The 20,450-nt window shown below is 71.6% G+C and carries 13 protein-coding genes; 4 read left to right on the forward strand and 9 right to left on the reverse strand.

The genetic code is table 11. The features are described from left to right. Positions 1 to 56: 56 nt before the first annotated feature. The 7 genes from EV139_RS11935 to aztB all read right to left on the reverse strand — a co-directional run bounded on the left by EV139_RS11935 (position 57) and on the right by aztB (position 7,854). Complete coding sequence (locus EV139_RS11935) at positions 57 to 1,238, reverse strand: low temperature requirement protein A (RefSeq protein ID WP_130454575.1); 1,182 nt, start codon at positions 1,236 to 1,238, stop codon at positions 57 to 59. Between the two features lie 139 nt (positions 1,239 to 1,377). Further along, a complete protein-coding gene (locus EV139_RS11940; protein ID WP_130454576.1) occupies positions 1,378 to 1,701 on the reverse strand; it encodes a hypothetical protein in 324 nt (107 codons plus the stop codon). Positions 1,702 to 2,054: 353 nt separating this feature from the next. Next, the gene (locus tag EV139_RS11945) at positions 2,055 to 3,368 is read right to left on the reverse strand and encodes a YibE/F family protein (protein WP_157993041.1); all 1,314 of its coding nucleotides are present in this window, start codon (positions 3,366 to 3,368) and stop codon (positions 2,055 to 2,057) included. A gap of 94 nt (positions 3,369 to 3,462) precedes the next feature. Continuing rightward, positions 3,463 to 4,662: a zinc metallochaperone AztD gene (gene aztD, locus EV139_RS11950; protein ID WP_130454578.1), complete on the reverse strand. Its 1,200-nt coding sequence runs from the start codon at positions 4,660 to 4,662 to the stop codon at positions 3,463 to 3,465. A 20-nt stretch (positions 4,663 to 4,682) separates the two neighbouring features. Then, positions 4,683 to 5,618 (reverse strand): zinc ABC transporter substrate-binding protein AztC, encoded by a 936-nt coding sequence (aztC, locus tag EV139_RS11955; protein ID WP_130454579.1) that lies wholly within the window; start codon positions 5,616 to 5,618, stop codon positions 4,683 to 4,685. Continuing rightward, the gene (locus tag EV139_RS11960) at positions 5,615 to 6,940 is read right to left on the reverse strand and encodes an ABC transporter (RefSeq protein ID WP_157993042.1); all 1,326 of its coding nucleotides are present in this window, start codon (positions 6,938 to 6,940) and stop codon (positions 5,615 to 5,617) included. The genes aztC and EV139_RS11960 overlap by 4 nt, the downstream gene beginning before the upstream one ends. 56 nt (positions 6,941 to 6,996) lie before the next feature. Continuing rightward, positions 6,997 to 7,854, reverse strand: coding sequence for a zinc ABC transporter permease AztB (gene aztB / locus EV139_RS11970; protein ID WP_130454581.1), 858 nt, complete (start codon positions 7,852 to 7,854; stop codon positions 6,997 to 6,999). Between the two features lie 55 nt (positions 7,855 to 7,909). On the opposite strand from aztB, the gene EV139_RS11975 reads away from it, so the two are divergent. Beyond that, positions 7,910 to 8,593, forward strand: coding sequence for a metal ABC transporter ATP-binding protein (locus tag EV139_RS11975; protein ID WP_130454582.1), 684 nt, complete (start codon positions 7,910 to 7,912; stop codon positions 8,591 to 8,593). 79 nt (positions 8,594 to 8,672) lie between these two features. On the opposite strand, the gene EV139_RS11980 is transcribed toward EV139_RS11975, so the two are convergent. Together EV139_RS11980 and EV139_RS11985 are read right to left on the reverse strand one after the other, a co-directional pair. Beyond that, entirely contained in the window at positions 8,673 to 10,082 is a 1,410-nt protein-coding gene (locus EV139_RS11980) for a hypothetical protein (RefSeq protein WP_130454583.1), read from the reverse strand. Between the two features lie 87 nt (positions 10,083 to 10,169). Next, on the reverse strand, positions 10,170 to 11,093 hold the full coding sequence (locus tag EV139_RS11985; RefSeq protein WP_130454584.1) for a LysR family transcriptional regulator: 924 nt from the start codon (positions 11,091 to 11,093) through the stop codon (positions 10,170 to 10,172). Positions 11,094 to 11,254: 161 nt separating this feature from the next. Between EV139_RS11985 and EV139_RS11990 the strand changes: the two genes are divergently transcribed. From EV139_RS11990 to EV139_RS12000, 3 genes are all read left to right on the forward strand, one after another. Further along, a complete protein-coding gene (locus tag EV139_RS11990) occupies positions 11,255 to 14,812 on the forward strand; it encodes a proline dehydrogenase family protein (RefSeq protein WP_237465231.1) in 3,558 nt (1,185 codons plus the stop codon). A 69-nt stretch (positions 14,813 to 14,881) separates the two neighbouring features. After that, entirely contained in the window at positions 14,882 to 16,381 is a 1,500-nt protein-coding gene (putP, locus tag EV139_RS11995; RefSeq protein WP_130454586.1) for a sodium/proline symporter PutP, read from the forward strand. Positions 16,382 to 16,873: 492 nt separating this feature from the next. After that, positions 16,874 to 20,449 (forward strand): DUF11 domain-containing protein, encoded by a 3,576-nt coding sequence (locus tag EV139_RS12000; protein ID WP_198677559.1) that lies wholly within the window; start codon positions 16,874 to 16,876, stop codon positions 20,447 to 20,449. Position 20,450 lies beyond the last annotated feature (1 nt).

Below are 20,450 nucleotides of genomic sequence, written 5' to 3' on the forward strand. Positions count from 1 at the left end.
CTCAGAACCACCAGCAATTGGGCCCATTCTAGGCGCAGCCGGGACTGCGCGCAGGGTCACATTGCTGCGGCGCCCGTGCGCCGCGCACGCCCGATCTCGACGGTGGCGACCGCGATCACCACGCACGCCGTGGTGCCCAGCACGGTGACGACGGGGAGGGCCGCGCTCGCGAGCACCGCCAGCGCGCAGGCGAGGAACACCGCCGAGGCGGGGCTCGAGAGCTTGTGTCGGAGCAGCACCGCCCACACCGTGACCATGAACACGAACACCGGCACGGCGAGCGCGAACGACGCGGCCGAGCCCGAGAGCTGCTCGACCTCCCCGCTCATGAGGTCGAGCTCCACCTCGATGCCGGCGGAGAGCGCGCCAACGGCCGCGAATATGAAGTAGTGCGCGTATCCCACGCCGAAGCCGGTGCGCACGCCGGTGAGCCGCTCGCCGTGGTCGTCTGAGAAGTAGAGCCACCAGATGCCTGCGGCGAGCAGCAGGCCGGCCACCGCGAGCCCCACGATCCCGGCGCCGTGCGTGCCGGCGTGCAGCGCACCGATCACCGCGTTCGCCGAGGCGAGCAGGCTCTCTCCGAGCAGGATCAGCACGAAGAGGCTGTACCGCTCAGCGATGTGGTGTGGGTGCCACGGGGTGCGCCGTGAGCGCTCGGCCCAGACCGGGACGAGGAGCTCGAGCAGCATCGCCGGCCAGAACGACCAGAATTGCGCGTCGCCGGGGAGCGCGAGGCGCGCCACCCACACGAGCTGCACGCAGCTGATGCCCACGGCGTAGCGCAGTGCCACCGTCCGCTGCCGCGGGTCCGATGCCGCAGCGCGGCACCACTGGATCACCATCGCCAGGCGCATGATCACGTAGCCCCAGGTTACGGCCGCCCATTCGCCGTCGGCGAGTGCCGCCTGCGCGCCCGCGGCGAGCACGAGCACGCCGCCCATCTGCAGGATCGTGGTGACGCGATACAGCCAGTCGTCGGTGTCGAACGCGGAGGCGAACCAGGTGAAGTTCATCCACGCCCACCAGATCGCGAAGAAGACCATCGCGTAGCCGGTCACCGCGGTCGCAGCGTGCCCGTCGACGATGCCGTGGTGCAGGCTCTGGGAGGCCTGCGACACCGCGATCACGAAGACGAGGTCGAAGAACAGCTCGAGCGGGCTGGCCACGCGGTGCGGCTCGTGCGGATCGCGGCCCGCCATGCGTTGAACGCCGAAGCGGCGCGCCGTCGCGGTGCTCATGCGCGCGGGTGAATCGGGCGCGCGCCGGCGCGGGCGCCCGGGAACGCGGTCGGAATGGCCCGCGGGTGGTTTCCGCTCATAGTCAGGCTCCTCGAAGTTCAGCTCTCCTGATCTATTTACCAAACCCCGGGCCCGAACACTAGTGCGAGCTGCGAGTGTCCCCCGTTCGGGGGACAGCCCCGGGGCGTCGCGTGCGGCGCTTCTGCTGGCCCTGGATCATCCCGAGGGCGGTCAGGCTTGCGTCTCGGAGGTCGAGAAGACGCAAGCGCACGTCCCGCTCCATCACCAGGTGGAGGTCGGTGTGGCAGCCGCGGCACAGCGGGAGAATATCCTCGTGCAGTTCGGCGCCCAGCCGCTCGTAGCTGCACAGGTGCAGCTCGTCGGTGAGGAGGGACCAGTCCTGCTGGCACCCGCCCATGCACCGGATCGGGGTGCGGAAGTACCAGGTCAGTTCATCTTGCACCCACTGAATCTTGCGGCTGCGCCACGCTGGCGAGCGTGGGTAGTCGTGACTGATCCGGCGCCAATCTGCTTCACCGAAGCGCCGACGGCCCCAGGAGCTGTGTTCGTACACGCGTCTCCCCCTCAGCGGTCACGTGGCCGGCGGGGCGGGGTGGCGGTGGCTGGGCGTGGGGCGTGTGTGTGCATGGGAGGGTCTCTTCGACGGTGTGAATACGTGAGTGAGCTGGCACCCCCTGCTTCCCCAATTGCCGGCCCGCACACACTCTAATCGGCGAAGCTGCACGGATCTCGAACGGCAGTGGTGGAGCCCGGATCCGCCGGGAGATTGAGTACCGCGCCGCGTGAAATGAGTCCTCACCCGGCTGTGTTTCCGCGCCAGAACGGCGCCGAGGGGTTTCGCGCGGGGCCGTGATCGGTTTCGGGCGGGGCGGCGAAGAGCACCGCGCACGCCGTGGTGACCGGCATCGCGAGCACCAGGCCCGCGGCACCGATGAGCGTGCGCACGATCTCCTGCCCGATCTGCTCCGAGGTGACGAGCTCGATGAGATCGCGCGGGTACGTGGTGAGGAGGAGGAGCATGACGAGCATCGCGCCGGCGTAGGCGAACACGAGGGTGTAGATGCTTGAGGCGATGTGATCGCGCCCCACGCGCATCGCCGAGAGATAGAGCTGCCGCTGGGGGAGCCCGGGGTTGAGTGACCGCATCTCCCACACGGACGACGCCTGGGCGACCGTGATGTCGTTCAGGATCCCGAGCCCGGCGATCACGATGGTGGCGGTCAGCACGTCGTTCATCTGGAGCGTCGGCACGGCGATGACGAGGCTGGCGTCGTCAGTGGAGCTCACGCCGGTGAAGCGGAGCCAGCGCGTGACGCCGAACCCCGCAACCGCGGTGAAGAGGATGCCGAAGAGCGAGCCGAAGAGGGCCGCGGTGGTGCGGTGGGTGAGCCCGTGCGCCAGGTAGAGCACGATCACCATGATTCCCGTTGCGCCGACCACCGCGACGAGCACGGGTGGTTTCCCCGCAAGGATCGCCGGGAGGATAAACAGCACCAGGAGCGTCGTGGCGGCACCGACCCCGAGGAGGGCCATCGCTCCGCGCCACCTGCCCACGGTGATCACGATGAGCGCGAACACGATCGCGATGGTCAGCAGCTTGCCCCCGCGGGGGACGTCGTAGAAGGAGTAGTTCACCTCGGCGGTGCCGTCCAGCACGACCTCGTGCGCGATGAGGCGCACGGCATCCCCGGGGGCGAGCGCGACTCCGCGGGCGGCGGGCCCGCGGATCGTAAACTCCACGGGTTTCCCGATGGGGAGCTCCGCCCGCACCTCGACGCAGTCGTCGGCCCCGGGCGGCGGGGCCGTGTGCGCGCCGGTGGGGGAGTCCGGGGCTGACGCGGCTGACGCCGCAGCCGCCCCGGGGGTGGTGCACGGTGCGAGCGCCACGTCGGTGACCCGGGCAGACACGATCTCTCCGCCCGGGTCCGAGACCCCGGCGCCGGGCGCGACCCGGTCGGCGCTGGGCCACATGAGCGCTATCGAGAGCGCGGTGCCCAGGACGAGCAGGCCCACGAATGCTGCCAGGGTTGCCCGGAACACCCGCCGCCGCGTGCTCGTGCCGCTGCCGCGGGGCGGCGGCGTAGCGTGGTGATCGTGCGTGGGAGTCATGCGAAGTGTGCCCCTCGGTCGAGTGCGCGGGTGGTCGGGCGGGGAGACGCCGGGGCCGCGGTCGCGGCGCCCGACGTCTCGCGTCATACGGTGATCAGCTGCTCGCCACGGCGAGCTCGTTGGGCGTGTGATCGAGTTCCACAGACGCCACGGTCTTGCCGGTCATGAGATCGATCGCGTGCACGCTGTTCGTCGCCGGCTCGGTGACGTACGCAATATCGCCGCTCACCGTGATCGCGGGGTGCGCGTCCTGCCACTCCGCCGGCCCGTCCCAGGGCGCGACCACGGGGTAGGCGGCGGTCAGCTCGCCTGACTCGGGATCGAGCACGTGGATGCTCCCGTCGGTGGCGAGGATGTAGGCCAGGTCGCCCGGGCCGCGCGCAACGTCCCGGAAGGTGTACTGCACCTCGTCGGGCAGATCGACGACCTCGTAGCTCTCCGCGGCCGTATCGATGAGCGTCACCGCGTTCAGCAGGTAGCCCTCGGCGTCCGGGTCGCTCTTGTAGTCGCCGACCACGATCGGGCTCGTGTCGGTGACGAACGCGTTCCCCATGCGGCCGTAAGCGTCGGGGGCGGTGAACTTCACGAACTTGCCGTCCGTGTAGAGCAGTGCCCCGTCCTCGCAGCCGAAGATCACTGCCTCGGCGGCCGCGGTGCCCTCGCCGTGGATCCCGGGGCACTGGTCGCTTACCGCCTCCTCGTGCCAGTGGTCGTCGTGCGCGTGCAGCGCCGCGGCCCCGCTGCGCGAGGTCTCGTCGCCCACGGTCGTGAGCAGCGTCCCGTCTGAGAGCACGATCGATACGCCGTGGTGCGGCGCCTCGGCCGTGTACGTGGCGCCCTGCGGCAGGGTGGTGTAGCCGTCGGCGAACGCGGCGGTGTCGAGCACCGTGGTGGTGCCGGTGCCGTCGTCGTAGAGCGCGGTCTTCCCGTCGTGAGGCACGACGTGGCCGGGCGCGGTCGCATCGAACACGAGGTCGGTGAGGGCCGGCTCGCCGGTGTCGAGGACCTGGAAGCCGGCTGAGGTCGTGACCGCGATCGTGCGCCCGTCGCCAAACGTGTTGAGGCGCGTGAACGCCTCGGTTTCGAACTCGTCGATGACGGCGAGGGTGTCTGGATCGAGCACCGCGATCCCGCCCTCGTAGGAGACCGCGACCCGGCCGTTCTGGGCGTCGACAGATCCGGCGGTCGTGCCCTCCGGCGCGGCCTCGCTGCCGGTGCTGGCGCAGGCGGTGGCGAGGAGTGCGACCCCCATGAGGGCGGCCGCTGCCGCGACCGTTCGCTGGTGTCGTTTCATTATTTCCTTTCGTGTGGCACTCACGGTGTGAGGCCGGTGGCGATGCGCGCGGTGTTTGAGCGCATCATGGTCAGGTAGGTGTCCGCGCCCTCGCCGGGCGCGGTGAGTGACTCGGTGAACAGCTCCACCACGTCGACGCGGATGCCGGCCTCCTCGGCGAGCACCTGCATCAATCGGTCTGGCTGCGACGACTCCGCGAAGATCGTGGGCACCCGCGCGGTGTCGATCGCGGCGGCGAGGTCGCGCAGGTCCGCCGCGCTCGGGGCCGCGAGCGTCGTGCCGCCGGGGATCGCGGCGCCCACCACGGTGAAGTCGAACCGCTCGGCGAGGTAGCCGAACACGTGGTGGTTGGTGACGAGCGCGCGCCGCTCCGGGGGGATCGCCGCGAACGCGGCGGTCATGTCCGCGTCGAGCCGCGCGAGCTCCGCGCGATACGCGGTCGCGTTCGCGCGGATCGCCGCCGGGTCCACCCCGTCGGTCGCTGCGAGGGCCGCCGCGATCGCGTCGACCACCTCGCCCATCCGCGCTGGGTCCGTCCAGAAGTGCGGGTCCGCGGTGTCCCCGGCGTCGGTGCCCCCGGCGTCGGCCGCCGCGTAGCTGAGTACCTCGATGTGGTCGCCCGCGATCACCGTGGGAACGTCGAGGGCCTCGGCGCGGTCGAGGTGCTGCTGCAGCCCCTCCTCGAGGCCGAGCCCGTTCGCCACGATGAGCGCGGCGGACTCAAGCCGTGCGGCCTCCTGCGCCGAGATCTCGAACGAGTGCGGATCCGCGTTCGGCTTCATCAGGGTGGTGACCGCGGCCTCGTCGCCCGCGATCCGCTCGACCACGTCGCCGAGGATGTTGGTGGTCACCACAACCTGCGGGGACGCGTCCTCCGCGACGGCCGTGCACCCGGTGAGCAGCGGGACGATCAGCGCGAGCGCCGCGAGGGTCATGCGGTGGGGCGAGCGGCTCATCGGCCCACCTCCGCGATCAGATCCGGCGTGGTCGCCGTGTCGAGGGTGCGGGCCAGGCGCGCCTCGCCCGAGTACGCGATCTCGTGCACCACGCCCCCGGCCGGGTCGTTGACGTAGGCGCGCTGGCTATCAACCGTGAGCGAGACCGCGTCGGTGATCGTGGGCACCAGTGGCTCGGTGGTGCCCACCTCGGCGCCGGTCTCGGCCACGAAGACGCGCACTCGCCCGTCGCGGTCGAGCGCCACCACGTGCCCTGCCTCGTCGTCCACGGCCACGACCCGCTCAAGCACCGCAGTCGTGGGCACGAACTGCCAGGCCCGCGCTCGCGTATCGAGCAGCCAGAAGCCGGGCCCCCCGGTGCGCCCGGCCACGGTGGGCCGCCCCTTGCGGCCGTCAAGGCTCAGCGCGCGGTCGGCTCCGCCGCCCGCCGGGTACGGGACGGTCTCGAACCCCGGGACAGTCGTGGCGGGTACAGCGCCTGGATCCGTGTCAGTGCCCGCGTCCGTGCCGGCGTCTGCGTCAGTGCCGGCCGTTGCGTCAGTGCCGGCCGCTGCGTCAGTGCCGGTCGCTGCGCCGGCGCCCGGGGCGGTGGCGAATACCGCCCCCTCGGCGCAGCCGATCACGAGTGCCACGCGCGTGGTGATCGCGCCGGCGGGCGCCGTGCACGGTGTGGCGGTACCCTGCATCGCACCCGCGGCGGAGTAGCGCACGATTTCGTGCCCGTCGGCGACCACGGCGCCGTCGCCGAGCGGGGCGATGAGGCCTGCCCCCGTGTCGGTGGCGATCCTGAACCGCTCAGTGATCCTGCCGTCGGCGAGGGCCGCGTTGTCGAGCAGCACCGCCTCCCCGGATCCCGCGAAGAACACGCCGGTGCCGCCCGCGGTCGCGAGCATTCCGGTCGCGACCGTCGCGGGGCCCGCCCCGGGCAGGGTGCCAACGATCCGCGGTTCGGCGAGGTAGTAGTGGAAGTGGTCCACGTGGTCCCAGGTCCAGCGGCCGGAGTCGATCACGGCAACTCCCTGCTCGGTCGAGAAGAAGCCGAAGCGCCCATCGCTCGCGACCGCCGTGGGCGGTGCGATCCGGCCCAGCTCCGCAGCGGTGCCGTCGAGCAGATCGAGCACCCCGGCCCTACCGTCGGCCGCGACAGACAGGAGCGCCAGGGGCGGCTCGGCCACCTGCGCGGCGCCGGCGACCGCGCCGTGGCCGGCCGCGGTCGGCGGCGCCGTGTCGGCGCTGGGCGGGGGCGCCGCTGCCGTGCACGCGGCAAGCGCGAGCGTGAGTAGCAGCGTCGGGATCGCCGCGAGTGATCGGCGAGCAGTCATCGGTTCCTTTCGTGCGCCGCGGTGGCGGCGCCGGGGTGTGGGGGTGTGCGGTGCGGTCACGCCGCGGGATTGGGCTGTGTGGAGCGGGCGGATCTGGCGGATCGGGCGGTGAGCGCGCGTGCGCCGGACGAGAGGGCCGCGAGCGCGATCGCCGCGGCAGAGATCGACGCGCCTGCGGCGGTGCCCCAGTGCCAGGACGCGAGGAGTCCGCCGGCGACCGCGAGGACCCCCGCGCCGGCGGCGCCGAGCATGATCAGTGGGATGTGGGCGGTCCACGCGCGGGCCGCGACCGCTGGGGCGAGGAGCAGCCCCACCACGAGCAGGGTCCCGACCGCCTGGAACGACGCGACCACCGCGATGGTGACGAGGCCCACGAGCGCCACGTGCGCCCACTCCGGCCGCAGGCCGAGGGTGCGCGCGATCCTCGGGTCGAACGCCGCCGCGACGAACGCGCGGTGGAAGAGAGCCGCGAGTGCCACGGTGACGGCGCCGGCCCCCGCCAGCAGCGCGATGTCCGCCGCGCTGATCGCGAGGATGTCGCCGAACAGGATCGCCGTCGCGTCGGTCGCGAAGCTGCGGGAGTGCGACACGATGATCACGCCGAGCGACAGCATCGCGACGAACAGGAGCCCGATGCTCGTGTCGTACGAGAGGCGACCGCGCCGCTTGAGCACCCCGATTGCGGCGCTCATGATTGCGGCGCTCACGGCGGCGCCGAGCAGTACGGGGGCGCCGAGCACCGTGGCGAGGGCCACGCCGGGGAGCATTCCGTGCCCCATCGCCTCGCCGAGGAACGCCATGCCGCGGATCACCACCCACGTTCCGACGACCCCGCAGATCACGGCGACGAGGGACCCGCCGAGCAGTGCGCGCAGGAAGAAATCGGTCGCGAACGGGGCGAGGGTCGAATGCATGGAACATCACTATAGTCGATAATGAGAACGGTTCTCATTCGCTATAATGGCGTCCATGCCCTCACCCACCCTCGCCGCGACCGGCATTTCGTTCGCCCACTCCGGGGCCGACGTGCTCCACGATGTGACCGTGCGCCTGCGCCCCGGGGAGCTCACGGCGCTCGCGGGCCCGAACGGCTCGGGCAAGTCAACGCTCCTCGAAGTGCTTGCCGGCGCGCTCCCGCCTCGGCGCGGAACCGTTCGGCGTGTCGGGGACGCGGCGCTCGTGGTGCAGCGGCCGAGCGCCCCGGCCACGCTCCCGGTCACGGCGCGAGACGTGGCCGTGATGGGGGCCTGGCGGCGATCGAGCGCGGGGCCGCGCGGCGCGCGCGGGTCAGCTGGGCGGCGCCCCCGAGCGGGGCGATCCTCGCGGGCGGCGACGCGGGGTGCCGTCGACGCGGCGCTCGACCGCGTGGGGATGCTCGATCAGGCCGCGCGGCCCCTCGCCGAGCTCTCGGGCGGGCAGCGCCAGCGGGTGTTCCTCGCGCAGGGGATCGTCCGCAGCCCCGACATCCTGCTGCTCGACGAGCCCGCGGCGGGACTCGACGAGCACAGCACGGCGCGCATGCACGCGATCCTTGCCGAGGAGGCCGCCCGCGGCGCGATCGTGGTCTGCGTGACGCACGACGGCGCGGCGATCGCGGCCGCGGATCGGACGATCCGCCTCGCGGGCGGGCGGCTCCTCGCGGCCGAGCGCTAGCCGGACGCCCGCGCGCGGCCCGGTCGGGGACCCGAACTCACGCAGGAGATCCGAGCTCGCGCAGGACGAATTCTGCGATTCAGTCCTGCGCGAGTTCGGATCTCCTGCCGGAGTTCGCGGCGTCCGGAGCGGGATCGGGTCCGCCGGCCGGCCCGGCGTCCGGAGCGGGATCGGGTCCGCCGGCCGGCGCGGCGTCCGGCGCGGCGCCCGATTCTGCCGGGCGTCGCAGTAGTTCGAGTAGCGCGAGCCCGGCGAGCACGCCCACGGTGGTCCACGCAACTGTGGGGACGCTCACGGGGCGGCTGACAAACACGATGAGCACGCCGAGCGTGGCGAGTCCGAGTGCGATCGCCGAGCGGAACCGCTCGAGGATCGGGCCGAGCGCGCCCGTACCCAGCCCGTGGCGCGCGAGCCCGGCGCGCGCCCGCGCGAACCCCGCGGTGAGCAGGCCGCGCAGTCCGACGGCGACCCGGCTGGGGCCGGCGAGGAACGTGCCGACGCCGATCAGTGCCGCGGCGAACGCGAGCGCCGTCAGCGTCGACGCGAGCGTGGCCGTGAGCTGCGCGGTGATCGCGTTCGCGGCCTCGGCCGACATCGTTGCGGGGCTGACCATCCCCTCGAACGCCGCGGACCCGACCCGCAGGCCGACGAGGAGCAGCCCGAACACGGCGAAGAGCGCGACGGCGGCCCGCGTCACCGCGCGCACACGGAAGCGGGCGAGGGCGACACCGCACACGAGCAGGCCGAGCGTGGCCCAGGGGAGCCAGATCCCGGCCGCCACCGCCGTGGCGTACCCGCCGCGCGCCAGCAGCAGCGACTCGGCCGGGGCCAGCTCGATCGAAGCGGTGACCTCGGGGATGAGCGAGGCGAGCGCGAAGCCGCGGTCCTGCAGCTCGGTGGAGACGGCCCCGACCACGGATCCAAGTTGCAGCGCGAGCATCCCGTCTTCGACGGTGAGCACGCTGTCGGCGCGCCCCTGCATGAGCGCGATCCCCGCGCGGTGTGTCTGCGTGAGCGCGAGCTGCCAGGCCCCGGAGAACGCGTCGGAGGCCACGGTCTCCGAGACCGCCGACGACACCGCCGAGCGCATGCCGTGCGCGGCGGGCCCGCGGAGGAGGCCCAGCGCTGCGGACGCCTGCGGCGGGAGGTCGAGCTCGGCGAGCCCGGCGGTGACGCTGGCCACGACCTCGTCGAAGTCGAGCTGCGCGTCGACCGCCGACATTACCTGATCGGCAATGAATTCTTGCACCGCAGGATCGTCGGTGAGCGGCGCGAGCGTCGCGACGAAGCGGTCCGTGTCAACGAGCTCCGCGCGCACCCAGGTGCTGAGCACCGCGACGGGGGCAAGCAGCACGGCGAGCGTGAGCGCGACGGCGGACAGGGCACTCCGGCCGCGCCGCCGCGGCCGAAGGCCGGCGCGGAGACGTTCGTTCTCTGCTTCGAGCTCGCGCAGGCGATCGAGCGGGGGTGAATCGGTGGGTGCGGCCACGGCGCTGCTCCTCGGGTTGGCCGGCGCCATCCTGGCGCGAGCGCGCGTGTGCCGGTGAAGAACATTCTGCCGGATTCTTCGGGAAAACTAGGGTTTTGCTGTGCGAGTGAGCGCTGCGGCCTCCGCGCCCAGCGCGTCGCGCACCGCCCGCACTGCCGGGTGGCCGGCGTTCGAGATGCGCGCCGCCGTGAAGATGCTGCGGTGCGGGTCCCCGGCCAGGCCGACCAGCCGCATCCGGGACCGCTCGCCGGCGCTCATGAGTCCGGGGAGCAGCGCGACCGCGTTGCCCGACTCGATGAGCCGCACGTGGGACTGGAGGTCGGCGGTCTCGTAGCGCACATCCGGCTCGAACCCGGCGCTGCGGCACGCCTGCTCGGCCCAGTGCCGCGACGCGGCGCCGTGCGGTTCCATGACCCACGGCAGGGTCGCGGCGGCTTCGAGACGATCGACCGCGTCGAACTCCGCGTCGGCGGTCCCCGGCGCCGGCAGTCCGAGCGCGATTGAGTCGCGCGCGAGGTGCTCGCGGTCGAGGCCGGGAAACTGGGCGGTCGCGTGCCCCGGGTACTGTTCGGCGACGACGAGGTCGAAGCCGCGCACGCGGGTCTCCTGGAGCGCGGTCTCCGGCTCGTGCTGCACCATCTCGATGCGCAGCCGCGGGTGCTCGTCGCGCAGCCGCCTCAGCACGCTCGGGAGAAACGCGAGCACGACGGTCTGGAACACCGCGACTCGCACGGTGCCGGCGACCTCGCCCTGCGCGAGCTGCACGGCGATCTCAGCGCGTTCGAGGCCGGCGAGCAGATCGCCCGTCTCGGCGACGAGGGCCTCGGCGGCCGCGGTGAGCTCGAGGGTGCGGCCCACGCGCCGAAAGAGCGGGGTGCCCACCTCGCGTTCGAGCAGTGCGAGCTGCTGCGACACGGCCGAGGGGCTGTAGTTGAGCGCCTCCGCGACGCGCGCCACGGTGCCGCGCGCGGACAGCTCCCAGAGCAGCCGCAGCCGCTTCATTTCGAGCACGGTGATCCTCCTCCTCGCGCAATAGTGAAGTAATTCTAAAGATTATCCGCCATAAAGAACCGCTGTACTTCACACTCGCCCCGATCCAGACTGGTGAGCGTCGGGTGGATCTCGCGCAGCACCGTGTCGCGACACCGCCCCCCGTTGTGAAAGGAACGCCGTTGGCTCAGGCACGCCCTCGCCCCCAGGACCTCGCAGACGAGGCCGTCACCCTCACCCGGAAGTGGATCGCCGAGGCGGCGACCATTCCCGCCGACACCTCGGGGGCGCGCCTCGCCGGCGTGCTGCGCGATCCAAATGGACTCGACTTCACCGTCGGGTTCGTCGACGGTGTGGTGCGGCCGGAGGATCTCAGCGTCGCGGCGCAGAAGCTGAAGCAGCTGGTCCCGCTCACCCCCGGGTTTCTCCCGGCACCGATGCGCGGTGCGATCGGGCTTGGCGGCGCGGTTGCGAAGACCGTGCCGGGAGTGGTGGTGCCGATCGCGCGGAGCGTGCTCCGGCGCATGGTGAGCCACCTGATCATCGACGCCAGCGACGCGAAGCTCGGCCCGGCGATCGCGAAGGTCACGCGCGAGGGCGTGCGGCTCAACGTCAACCTCCTCGGCGAGGCGATCCTCGGGGAGGGCGAGGCAGAGCGCCGCCTCGCGGGCACCCACGCGTTGCTCGCCCGCGACGACATCGACTACGTGTCGATCAAGGTGTCCTCGACCGTCGCGCCGCACAACCACTGGGCGTTCGACGAGGCGATCGCCCACATCGAGCACCAGCTCGTGCCGCTGTTCGAGCGCGCGGCCGCGGCGGCGCCGCAGAAGTTCATCAACCTCGACATGGAGGAGTACAAGGATCTCGACCTCACGCTGGAGGTCTTCACCCGGATCCTCGACCGGCCGGAGTTCCTGGGGCTCGAGGCCGGCATTGTGCTGCAGGCCTACCTTCCGGACGCGCTCGGCGCGATGATCCGGCTCCAGGAGTGGTCGGCTGCGCGCGTGGCGCGCGGCGGCGCGCCCATCAAGGTGCGCCTCGTGAAGGGCGCGAACCTCCCGATGGAGCTCGTCGATGCGGCGATCCACGGCTGGCCGGCCGCCACCTGGGGTTCAAAGCAGGACTCAGACACGAGCTACAAGGCGGTGCTCGACTACGCGCTCACCCCCGAGCACGTGCGCAACGTGCGTGTGGGGGTCGCGGGCCACAACCTGTTCGACGTGGCGCTCGCGTGGTTGCTCGCGAAGGGCCGCGGGGCGAGCGAGGGGATCGAGTTCGAGATGCTGCTCGGGATGGCGACCGGCCAGGCCGAGGTGGTGCGGCGCGAGGTCGGATCGCTGCTGCTCTACGTGCCCGTGGTGCACCCCGAAGAGTTCGACGTCGCGATCGCGTACCTGATCCGCCGCCTGGAGGAGGGTGCCAGCCAGGAGAACTTCATGTCGGCAGTGTTCGAGCTGGGCGAGAACGCCGCCCTGTTCGAGCGCGAGGAGGCCCGGTTCCGCGCCTCGCTCGCCGAGCTCGGGACGATCACCGCCGACGGCGACCCCGCGCACTACGCGGTCCCACCGTCGCATCGCGTGCAGGACCGGCGCCGCTACGACGCGGCGGGTGTTGACGCCCGGGTCGAGGCGCGCGTGGCGGCAGGGCGCAACGGCGGGTTCGAGAACACCCCGGACAGTGATCCGGACCTGCCGGGCAACCACGTGTGGGGCCGCGGGATCGCCGATCGCATGGTCGCGTCGGAGCTCGGCGCGCGGCTCGTCGCTGACGCCCGGGTTGCCGACGAGGCAGCGCTTGACGTGGTCGTGGCGCGCGGCGTCGCGGCGGCGGCCGGCTGGCAGGCGCTCGGCGCCGACGAGCGCGCACGGATCCTCGTCCGCGCCGGTGAGAAGCTCGAGGAGCGTCGGGCCGAGCTGCTCGAAGTGATGGGCTCGGAGTGCGGCAAGACCCTCGATCAGGGCGACCCCGAGGTCTCCGAGGCCATCGACTTCGCGAACTACTACGCGATGCTCGGGCAGCAGCTCGACCAGCTCGACGGTGCACGGTTCACGCCGCCGACGCTCACCGCCGTGATCCCGCCCTGGAACTTCCCGGTCGCGATCCCCGCGGGTGGCACGCTCGCCGCCCTCGCAGCCGGGTCCGCCGTGATCATCAAGCCCGCCACGAACTCGGCGCGATCCGGCGCGGTGATGGTCGAGGCGCTCTGGGACGCCGGCGTGCCCCGCGACGTGCTCCAGCTGGTGCAGTTCGGCGACCGCGCGCTCGGCTCGGGGCTCGTGGCCGATCCGCGCATCGACCGCCTGATCCTCACGGGCGCGTACGAGACCGCGGTGAGCTTCCGCGAGCTGCGCCCCGAGCTCCCGATCCTCGCCGAGACGAGCGGCAAGAACGCGATCATCGTGACGCCGAACGCCGATCTTGACCTCGCGGCGCGGGACGTGGTGCAGTCCGCGTTCGGCCACGCCGGCCAGAAGTGCTCGGCCGCCTCGCTCGTGATCCTCGTCGGCTCGGTCGCCAGCTCGAAGCGCTTCCGGGGCCAGCTGCTCGACGCGGCGCGCTCGCTGAAGGTGGGCACCCCAGAGCACCTGGACACCCAGATGGGCACCATCATTACCGCGCCCGGCGGCAAGCTACTCCGCGGGCTTACCACGCTTGGCGAGGGGGAGCGGTGGCTCATCGAACCCCGCCCGCTTGCGAGCGAAAGCCCGCTCGCGCGCGACGCGAACGGCGACACGAAGCTCTGGAGCCCGGGCGTCCGCGAGGGCGTGCGGCGCGGCTCCGAGTACCATCTCACCGAGTACTTCGGCCCCATTCTCGGCGTCATGACCGCCGAGACGCTCGACGAGGCGATCGACATGGTCAACGAGATCGACTACGGTCTCACGAGCGGCCTGCACTCGCTCGACCGCGACGAGCTCGCGCGCTGGCTCGACCGCATCCAGGCGGGCAACCTCTACGTCAACCGCGGCATCACGGGCGCGATCGTGCGCCGGCAGTCGTTCGGCGGCTGGAAGAAATCGGCGATCGGCGCGGGCACCAAGGCCGGCGGCCCGAGCTACCTGTTCGGCCTGGGCTCCTGGGAGGACGCGCCCGTCGCGGCCCAGCTCCGGGCGCCGCGCCCGGCCGCCGCGCCGCTGCTCCACGCCGCCCAGCAGGCGGGCGTCTCCGGCCCCGAACTCGAGTGGCTGCGCGCCGCGCTCGGCACCGACGCGAGCGCGTGGGCCGACGAGTTCGGGATCGCGCGCGACGCGTCGGGCGTCGGCATCGAGCGCAACCTGCTGCGCTACCGCCCCGTCCCGGTCACCGTGCGGATCGCGGCCGACGCCCCGCTCCACCACGCGATCCGCGCGGTCGCGGCTGGCGTCGCGGCCGGCAGCGCCCCCGTCGTGAGTACCCCGGTCGCGCTTCCCGAGCCCATCATCGCGGCGCTTCGTGCCGCGGGAAGTGAGGTCGCGTTCGAGGACGAGGCCGCGTGGGCGGCACGCCTGGGGCGGCTCGCCGCGCAGGACGGTCCGCACGCGAGCGCCCGCGTGCGCCTCGTGGCCGGCGCCAGCCGGGCCGCGGCGCTGGCGGCGATCACCGCGGCAACGGGTGGAAAGCCGGACATCGCCGTCTACGGCGGTAGGGTCGTGTCTGCCGGCCGCGTCGAACTGCTCCCCTTCCTCCACGAACAAGCGGTGTCGATCACCGCGCACCGGTTCGGTACGCCGAACCGGCTCTCCGAGGGGCTCATCTAGGGCCCGCCCGCGGGGTGCGCGGCCCGGCGCCGTTCACCCCGCACAACCCCAGAAATACAGGTGACACCGATGTCCGACCAGTTCTTCCTCTTCCTCGCGTTGGGGATCTACTTCGCGCTGATGCTCCTCATCGGGGCGCTCGCGTTCAAGCGCGCAAACACCCACGAGGGCTACATGCTCGCCGGCCGCGGACTCCCGCCGTGGGTGGCCGCGCTCTCGGCCGGCGCGTCGGACATGTCCGGCTGGCTGATCATGGGCCTCCCCGGCGCCATCTACGCGACCGGGCTCATCGAGGGCTGGATCGCCGTCGGTCTCCTCATCGGCTCGTACCTCAACTGGCGGCTCGTGGCCCCGCGGCTGCGCGCGTACTCGGAGGTCTCGCGCAACTCGATCACGATCCCGAGCTTCTTTGAGAACCGCACCCGCGACCGCTCGCACCTGCTCCGATCCATCTCGAGCGTGATCATCCTCGTGTTCTTCACGCTCTACGCGTCGTCGGGCATGGTGGCCGGCGGCAAGTTCTTCGAGAGCGCGTTCGAGGGCGAATACCTCGTGGGGATGCTGCTGGTCACCGCGGTGACGCTCGCCTACACCGTGTTCGGCGGGTTCCTCGGCGCCTCGCTCACCGACGTGGTGCAGGGGCTCATGATGGTCGTCGCGCTGATTGTCGTGCCGGTGGTCGCGATCATCACGATCGGTGGCTGGGGCGAAACGACCAGCATCATCGACGCCGTCGGCGCCGGAAACCTGTCGCTCACCGGCGGCGGCGCGCTCACGGGCGGCGCCGTGGCACTCGTGATCATCTCGGGCCTCGCCTGGGGGCTCGGGTACTTCGGCCAGCCGCACATCATCGTGCGGTTCATGGCCCTCCGCTCGCCGCAGGAGGCCGCCTCGGCCCGCCGCATCGGCACCACCTGGCAGTTCCTCTCGCTCGCGGGCGCCGTCGTATCGGGGCTCGTGGGGATCGCGTACTTCAGCAAGTTCGGCGGCGCTCCGAGCGACCCCGAGACCATCGTGCTGCTGATGTCGCAGGTGCTGCTCCACCCGCTGGTGGCCGGCCTGGTGCTCGCCGCGGTGCTCGCCGCGATCATGAGCACGCTGTCGAGCCAGCTCATCGTGTGCTCCTCAGCGCTCGTCGAGGATCTCTACCGCATCATGCGCAAGACCCCGCCGAGCGAGCGCGTGCTCGTGGTGCTCGGCCGCGTCGGTGTGCTCGCCGTCGCCGCCGTGGCGGCGCTCCTCGCCATCAACCCGAACGACTCGGTGCTCGGCCTGGTGAGCTTCGCGTGGGCCGGCTTCGGCGCGGCGTTCGGGCCGATCGTGCTGCTCAGCCTGTACTGGCGCAAGCTCACCAACTGGGGCGCGCTCGCCGGCATGATCGTGGGCGCCGTCACCGTGTTCGTGTGGAAGGCGTTCGACACCGGTCTCTACGAGCTGCTCCCCGGCTTCGCGGCCGCGCTTCTGGCGGCCGTGATCGTGAGCCTCGCCACGAAACGCGAGGACGCCGAGATCCAGGACGAGTTCACCACCACGATGAACCTCGTGCTGCGCAAGCCGGCGGACCGCTAAGGCGGGGCAGTGGCGCGGGGCCGGAGCCGGTACTGGCCCCGGCCCCGCGGGCGTGTTGCGCGTGTGCCCACGGGAACACGGCCCCGGGGGGCGCCGCCCCGGGGCCGAAAATCAACCTGGTGAGGTTTGGGTTTCGGGGTATTGACGCGTGGGATCCGGGCCTACACTGAACTCGTTTTTCGCCCCCAGAATCGGGGGTGATTGAGTCCCACTTTTGATCCTGAACTGCGGTTTTGCGCCGCGCTCCGCCGGGTGTGACTGAGCGACGCGACCTCGACAGAGATGTCTTGGAGCGTTTGGACGTCACCGCACGCGGCGGGCAGCACCCACGTTGGCGCACCGTGGCGACGGTGGTTCTGCCAAACGAGAGTTCAGATGATGAGATCGGTCCACGCCGCACCCCACGCCAGTCCAGCCAGCCCACCGCGCCGCAGCGCGCGTCTCCTCGTTTCCGCGGGCCTCGCCCTGGTACTCGGGGCGATGAGCCTCACCGTGACGGCGCCTACCGCGCAGGCGGCGGCGGGCGACCCGTTCCCCGCTGGGCGCGGCCTCGTGTTCGTGGCGCAGGGGGCCACGAACACTCGCCTGTATGAGGCGGTGCAATCTGACGACGGGAACATCTCGTTTGCCCCCGAGGGGCCGGCGTCGGGGCGTCGCTACAACGCGATCTCCTTCAACGAAGCAGACATGTACCTCTACGGCATGCTGCAGCCAGACAACAACCGGCTCATCCGGATTGGGCAGCAGGGCGCGGTGACCGTGCTCGGTCCCGTGGCGGGCCTGCCGGTCCTCGACTACAACCAGGCGACATTCGGGCAGGGAGATTTCGCTGCAACCCTCTTCGTGCGCGACTCGAAGGCGAGCGCCGCGGTTTACCTGGTCAACGTCGCGACCCAGACCGCGACGCGGCTGACGCTGAACCAGCAGGTGCCAAACCTCTCGGACATCGTGTTCTTCGACGGCGCCATCTGGGGCGTATACGGCGAGGGGCAGACGATGTACCGGATCAACCCGGCCACGGGGGCGGTCTCATCCTGGTCGCTCGCGGGGCTGGGCGTGGGCACCAACCCGTTCGGCGCGCAGTGGGTGTACGGCAACGGCAACCTCGGCATCTCGAACAACGTCACCGGCCGGATCACGCAGATCAGCGTCACGGGCGGCACGACGGCGACGCCGACCTTCGCCGTGGTCTCCCGGATCAACGGGCCGGCGAGCGTGAACAACGATGGCGCCTCGTACCGCGGCGAGGCGGCGGACCTGTCGCTGGTGAAGTCGACGAACCCGGTGTACACGCCCGGCGGCGACATCACGTACACGCTCACGGTCACGAACCAGGGTCCGGGCGCCTCGAGCGGGTACGTCATCTCCGACCCGCTTCCGGAGGGGGTGCTCAATCCGGCGACCAGCACCGCGGGCTGCACGATCGAGGCGAGCGTGCTCAACTGCGCGGGGGGCCCGCTCGCGTCGGGTGCCACGAGCACGGTCACCATCACAGGCACCACGTCGAGCACGGCAACCGCGTGCATCACCAACGGCGCGACGGTGCTCGGCAACGAGTCTGATCCAAACCCCGCGAACAACACGGGGACGAACGAGACCTGCCCGCCGCCTCCGGCTGACCTGTCGCTCGTGAAGACGGCGCCGGCGACGTTCACGCCGGGCGAGGGGATCGCGTACGAGCTGACCCTCACCAACAACGGCCCCGGATCGTCCTCGGGCGCGGTCGTGACCGACAGCATTCCGCCCGAGCTCACTGGCGTCAGGTCTGCCACCCCGGGCTGCGAGGTCGATGGGAGCGTCCTCCGCTGCGAAACCGGGGCGCTTGAGCCGGGGGCGAGCCTCACCATCGAGCTGCAGGGGACCACGAGCGCCACCGAGACCGCGTGCGTCAACAACACCGCGGTGGTCGTCGGCTCCGAGAGCGATCCAGACGACTCGAACAATTCGAGCGCGGCCTCCTCGTGCCCCCTCGTGCCAGGCTCGGCCTACGCCGTGACCAAGTCTGCGTCTAGGACGAGCGCCTCGCCGGGCGATCGGGTCACGTACACCGTGAGCGTCGTGAACACCGGGGAGACCGCATATACCGCGGAGGCGCCCGCGAGCTTCAGCGACTCGCTGGCGGGCGTGCTTGACGATGCCACGTACAACGATGACGCCAGCCTCGGCGCGGTGTACGACTCCGCGGCGCAGACCATCTCCTGGGCCGGCCCGCTCGACGTGGGGGCGCAGGCGACCATCACTTACTCCGTGACGATCAACGCTCCGCCCACCGGCGACGGCACGCTCAGGAACGCCGTGGTGCCCGGCGACGACGGGCAGTGCTTGAGCGCTGAGAACTGCACCACGGAGACGCTGGTGCGGGCGTTCACGGTCGCCAAGACGGCCGGACCGCCCAGCACCCGCCTCGGCGGCGTCGTCGCGTACACCGTGACGGTGCGCAACGTGGGCGGTGTCGCGTTCACCGCCGACGATCCGGCCTCGTTCACCGATGACCTCTCGGACGTGCTCGACGATGCGCAGTACAACGGCGACGCGTCAGCGGGCGCCGTGGTCGACGGCACTCTGCTCAGCTGGGCGGGTGCCCTGGGCGTGGGGGCGGAGCTCACCGTCACCTACTCGGTCACGGTGAACGCCCCGCGAAGCGGTGATCTGCACCTGCGCAACGCTGTGCTCCCGGGCCCGGACGGGGTCTGCGAGACCGAGGCCAGCTGCGGCACTGACACTCCGGTCTCCTCGTTCGTCGTGAGCAAGTCGGTACTGACGCGCGTCGCCCGCGTCGGCGATTCGGTGAGCTACGTGATCGCCGTTGAAAACACTGGTGCGGTCGACTACACGAGCGAGTCGCCGGCGGGCTTCGAGGACGACCTGACCGATGTGCTGCGCGACGCCACCTACAACGGAGACGTGACGGGGGGCGCCACCCTCACGGGTGAGCTCCTGAGCTGGTCGGGGCCGCTCGCCGTGGGCGAGACGGTGCTCATCAGGTACTCGGTCACCGTGGCGGCGGCCGGATCCGGTGATCACGAACTCGTCAACACTGTGGTCCCCACCGGGGACGGCACCTGCGTGAGCGAAACCGTCTGCGAGGCCGACACGGAGATCGCCGAGTTCGACGTGTCGAAGTCCGTCGACGTGACGGAGGCGGAGGTCGGGGAGGTGGTGACCTACACCATTCTCGTCACGAACACCGGGGCCACCGACTTCACCCGGGATACCCCGGCCAGCGTCTCCGACGACCTCAGCGCGGTGCTCGACGACGCCACGTACAACGACGACGCGAGCCCGGCTGCCGCGCTCAGCGGCAACGTGCTGGTCTGGGACGTCGAGGTGCCCGTCGGGGAAACGGTGCGGCTCACCTACAGCGTGACCGTTGACGATCCAGACACCGGCGACCACGTGCTCACCAACGCGGTGGTCCCCGGCTCGGGTGGCGCCTGCGCAGACGCCTGCGTTGCCGTGACCGAGATCCCGTCGTTCACGGTCGAGAAGGCGGTGGACCGTGCGTCGGCGTCGGCGGGCGACCGGGTGGCGTACACGGTCACGGTCACGAACACCGGGCCCGTCGCGTTCACCGCGGAGCACCCCGCATCGTTCACGGACGATCTGAGCGACGTGCTCGACGACGCCGCGTACAACGACGACGCCACGCGGGGAGCCACGTTCGACACCGACACCCTGCGGTGGGAGGGCGCACTCGACGTCGGCGAGCAGATTACGATCACCTACTCGGTGACCGTCTCGGCTGACGCGGCGGATCGCACGCTCAAGAACCTGGTCGTGCCGGGGGCGTCAGGAACCTGCGCCGCGGCCGGGGTGTGCGCCACGCGCACGGTCGTGCCAGGGCCCACGCCGACGCCGACGCCGACGCCCACGCCCACCCCGCCGAACCCGTCGCCGACACCGCCCACGCCCACCCCGCCGTCGAACTCGGCCCTGTCGCGCACGGGTGCCGCGGACGATGCGGCGCTGTGGCTCGGAGCGTCCGGGGCGGCGCTCGCGCTCGCCGGCGCGGTCGCGCTGGGGATCGGCCGCGCCGACCGGCGGTCGCGGCTGCGGCGGCTTAAGTAAG

Origin of the sequence: Leucobacter luti (assembly GCF_004217175.1) — a bacterium.
GTDB lineage: Bacteria > Actinomycetota > Actinomycetes > Actinomycetales > Microbacteriaceae > Leucobacter > Leucobacter luti.

Excerpts from the sequence above, each read along its gene's own strand:
- aztB (WP_130454581.1), bottom strand. The coding sequence starts at position 7,854 with ATGCATTCGACCCTCGCCCCGTTCGCGACCGATTTCTTCCTGCGCGCA.
- EV139_RS11975 (WP_130454582.1), top strand. The coding sequence starts at position 7,910 with ATGCCCTCACCCACCCTCGCCGCGACCGGCATTTCGTTCGCCCACTCC.
- EV139_RS11945 (WP_157993041.1), bottom strand. The coding sequence starts at position 3,368 with ATGACTCCCACGCACGATCACCACGCTACGCCGCCGCCCCGCGGCAGC.
- EV139_RS11935 (WP_130454575.1), bottom strand. The coding sequence starts at position 1,238 with ATGAGCACCGCGACGGCGCGCCGCTTCGGCGTTCAACGCATGGCGGGC.
- aztC (WP_130454579.1), bottom strand. The coding sequence starts at position 5,618 with ATGAGCCGCTCGCCCCACCGCATGACCCTCGCGGCGCTCGCGCTGATC.
- putP (WP_130454586.1), top strand. The coding sequence starts at position 14,882 with ATGTCCGACCAGTTCTTCCTCTTCCTCGCGTTGGGGATCTACTTCGCG.
- aztD (WP_130454578.1), bottom strand. The coding sequence starts at position 4,662 with ATGAAACGACACCAGCGAACGGTCGCGGCAGCGGCCGCCCTCATGGGG.
- EV139_RS11960 (WP_157993042.1), bottom strand. The coding sequence starts at position 6,940 with ATGACTGCTCGCCGATCACTCGCGGCGATCCCGACGCTGCTACTCACG.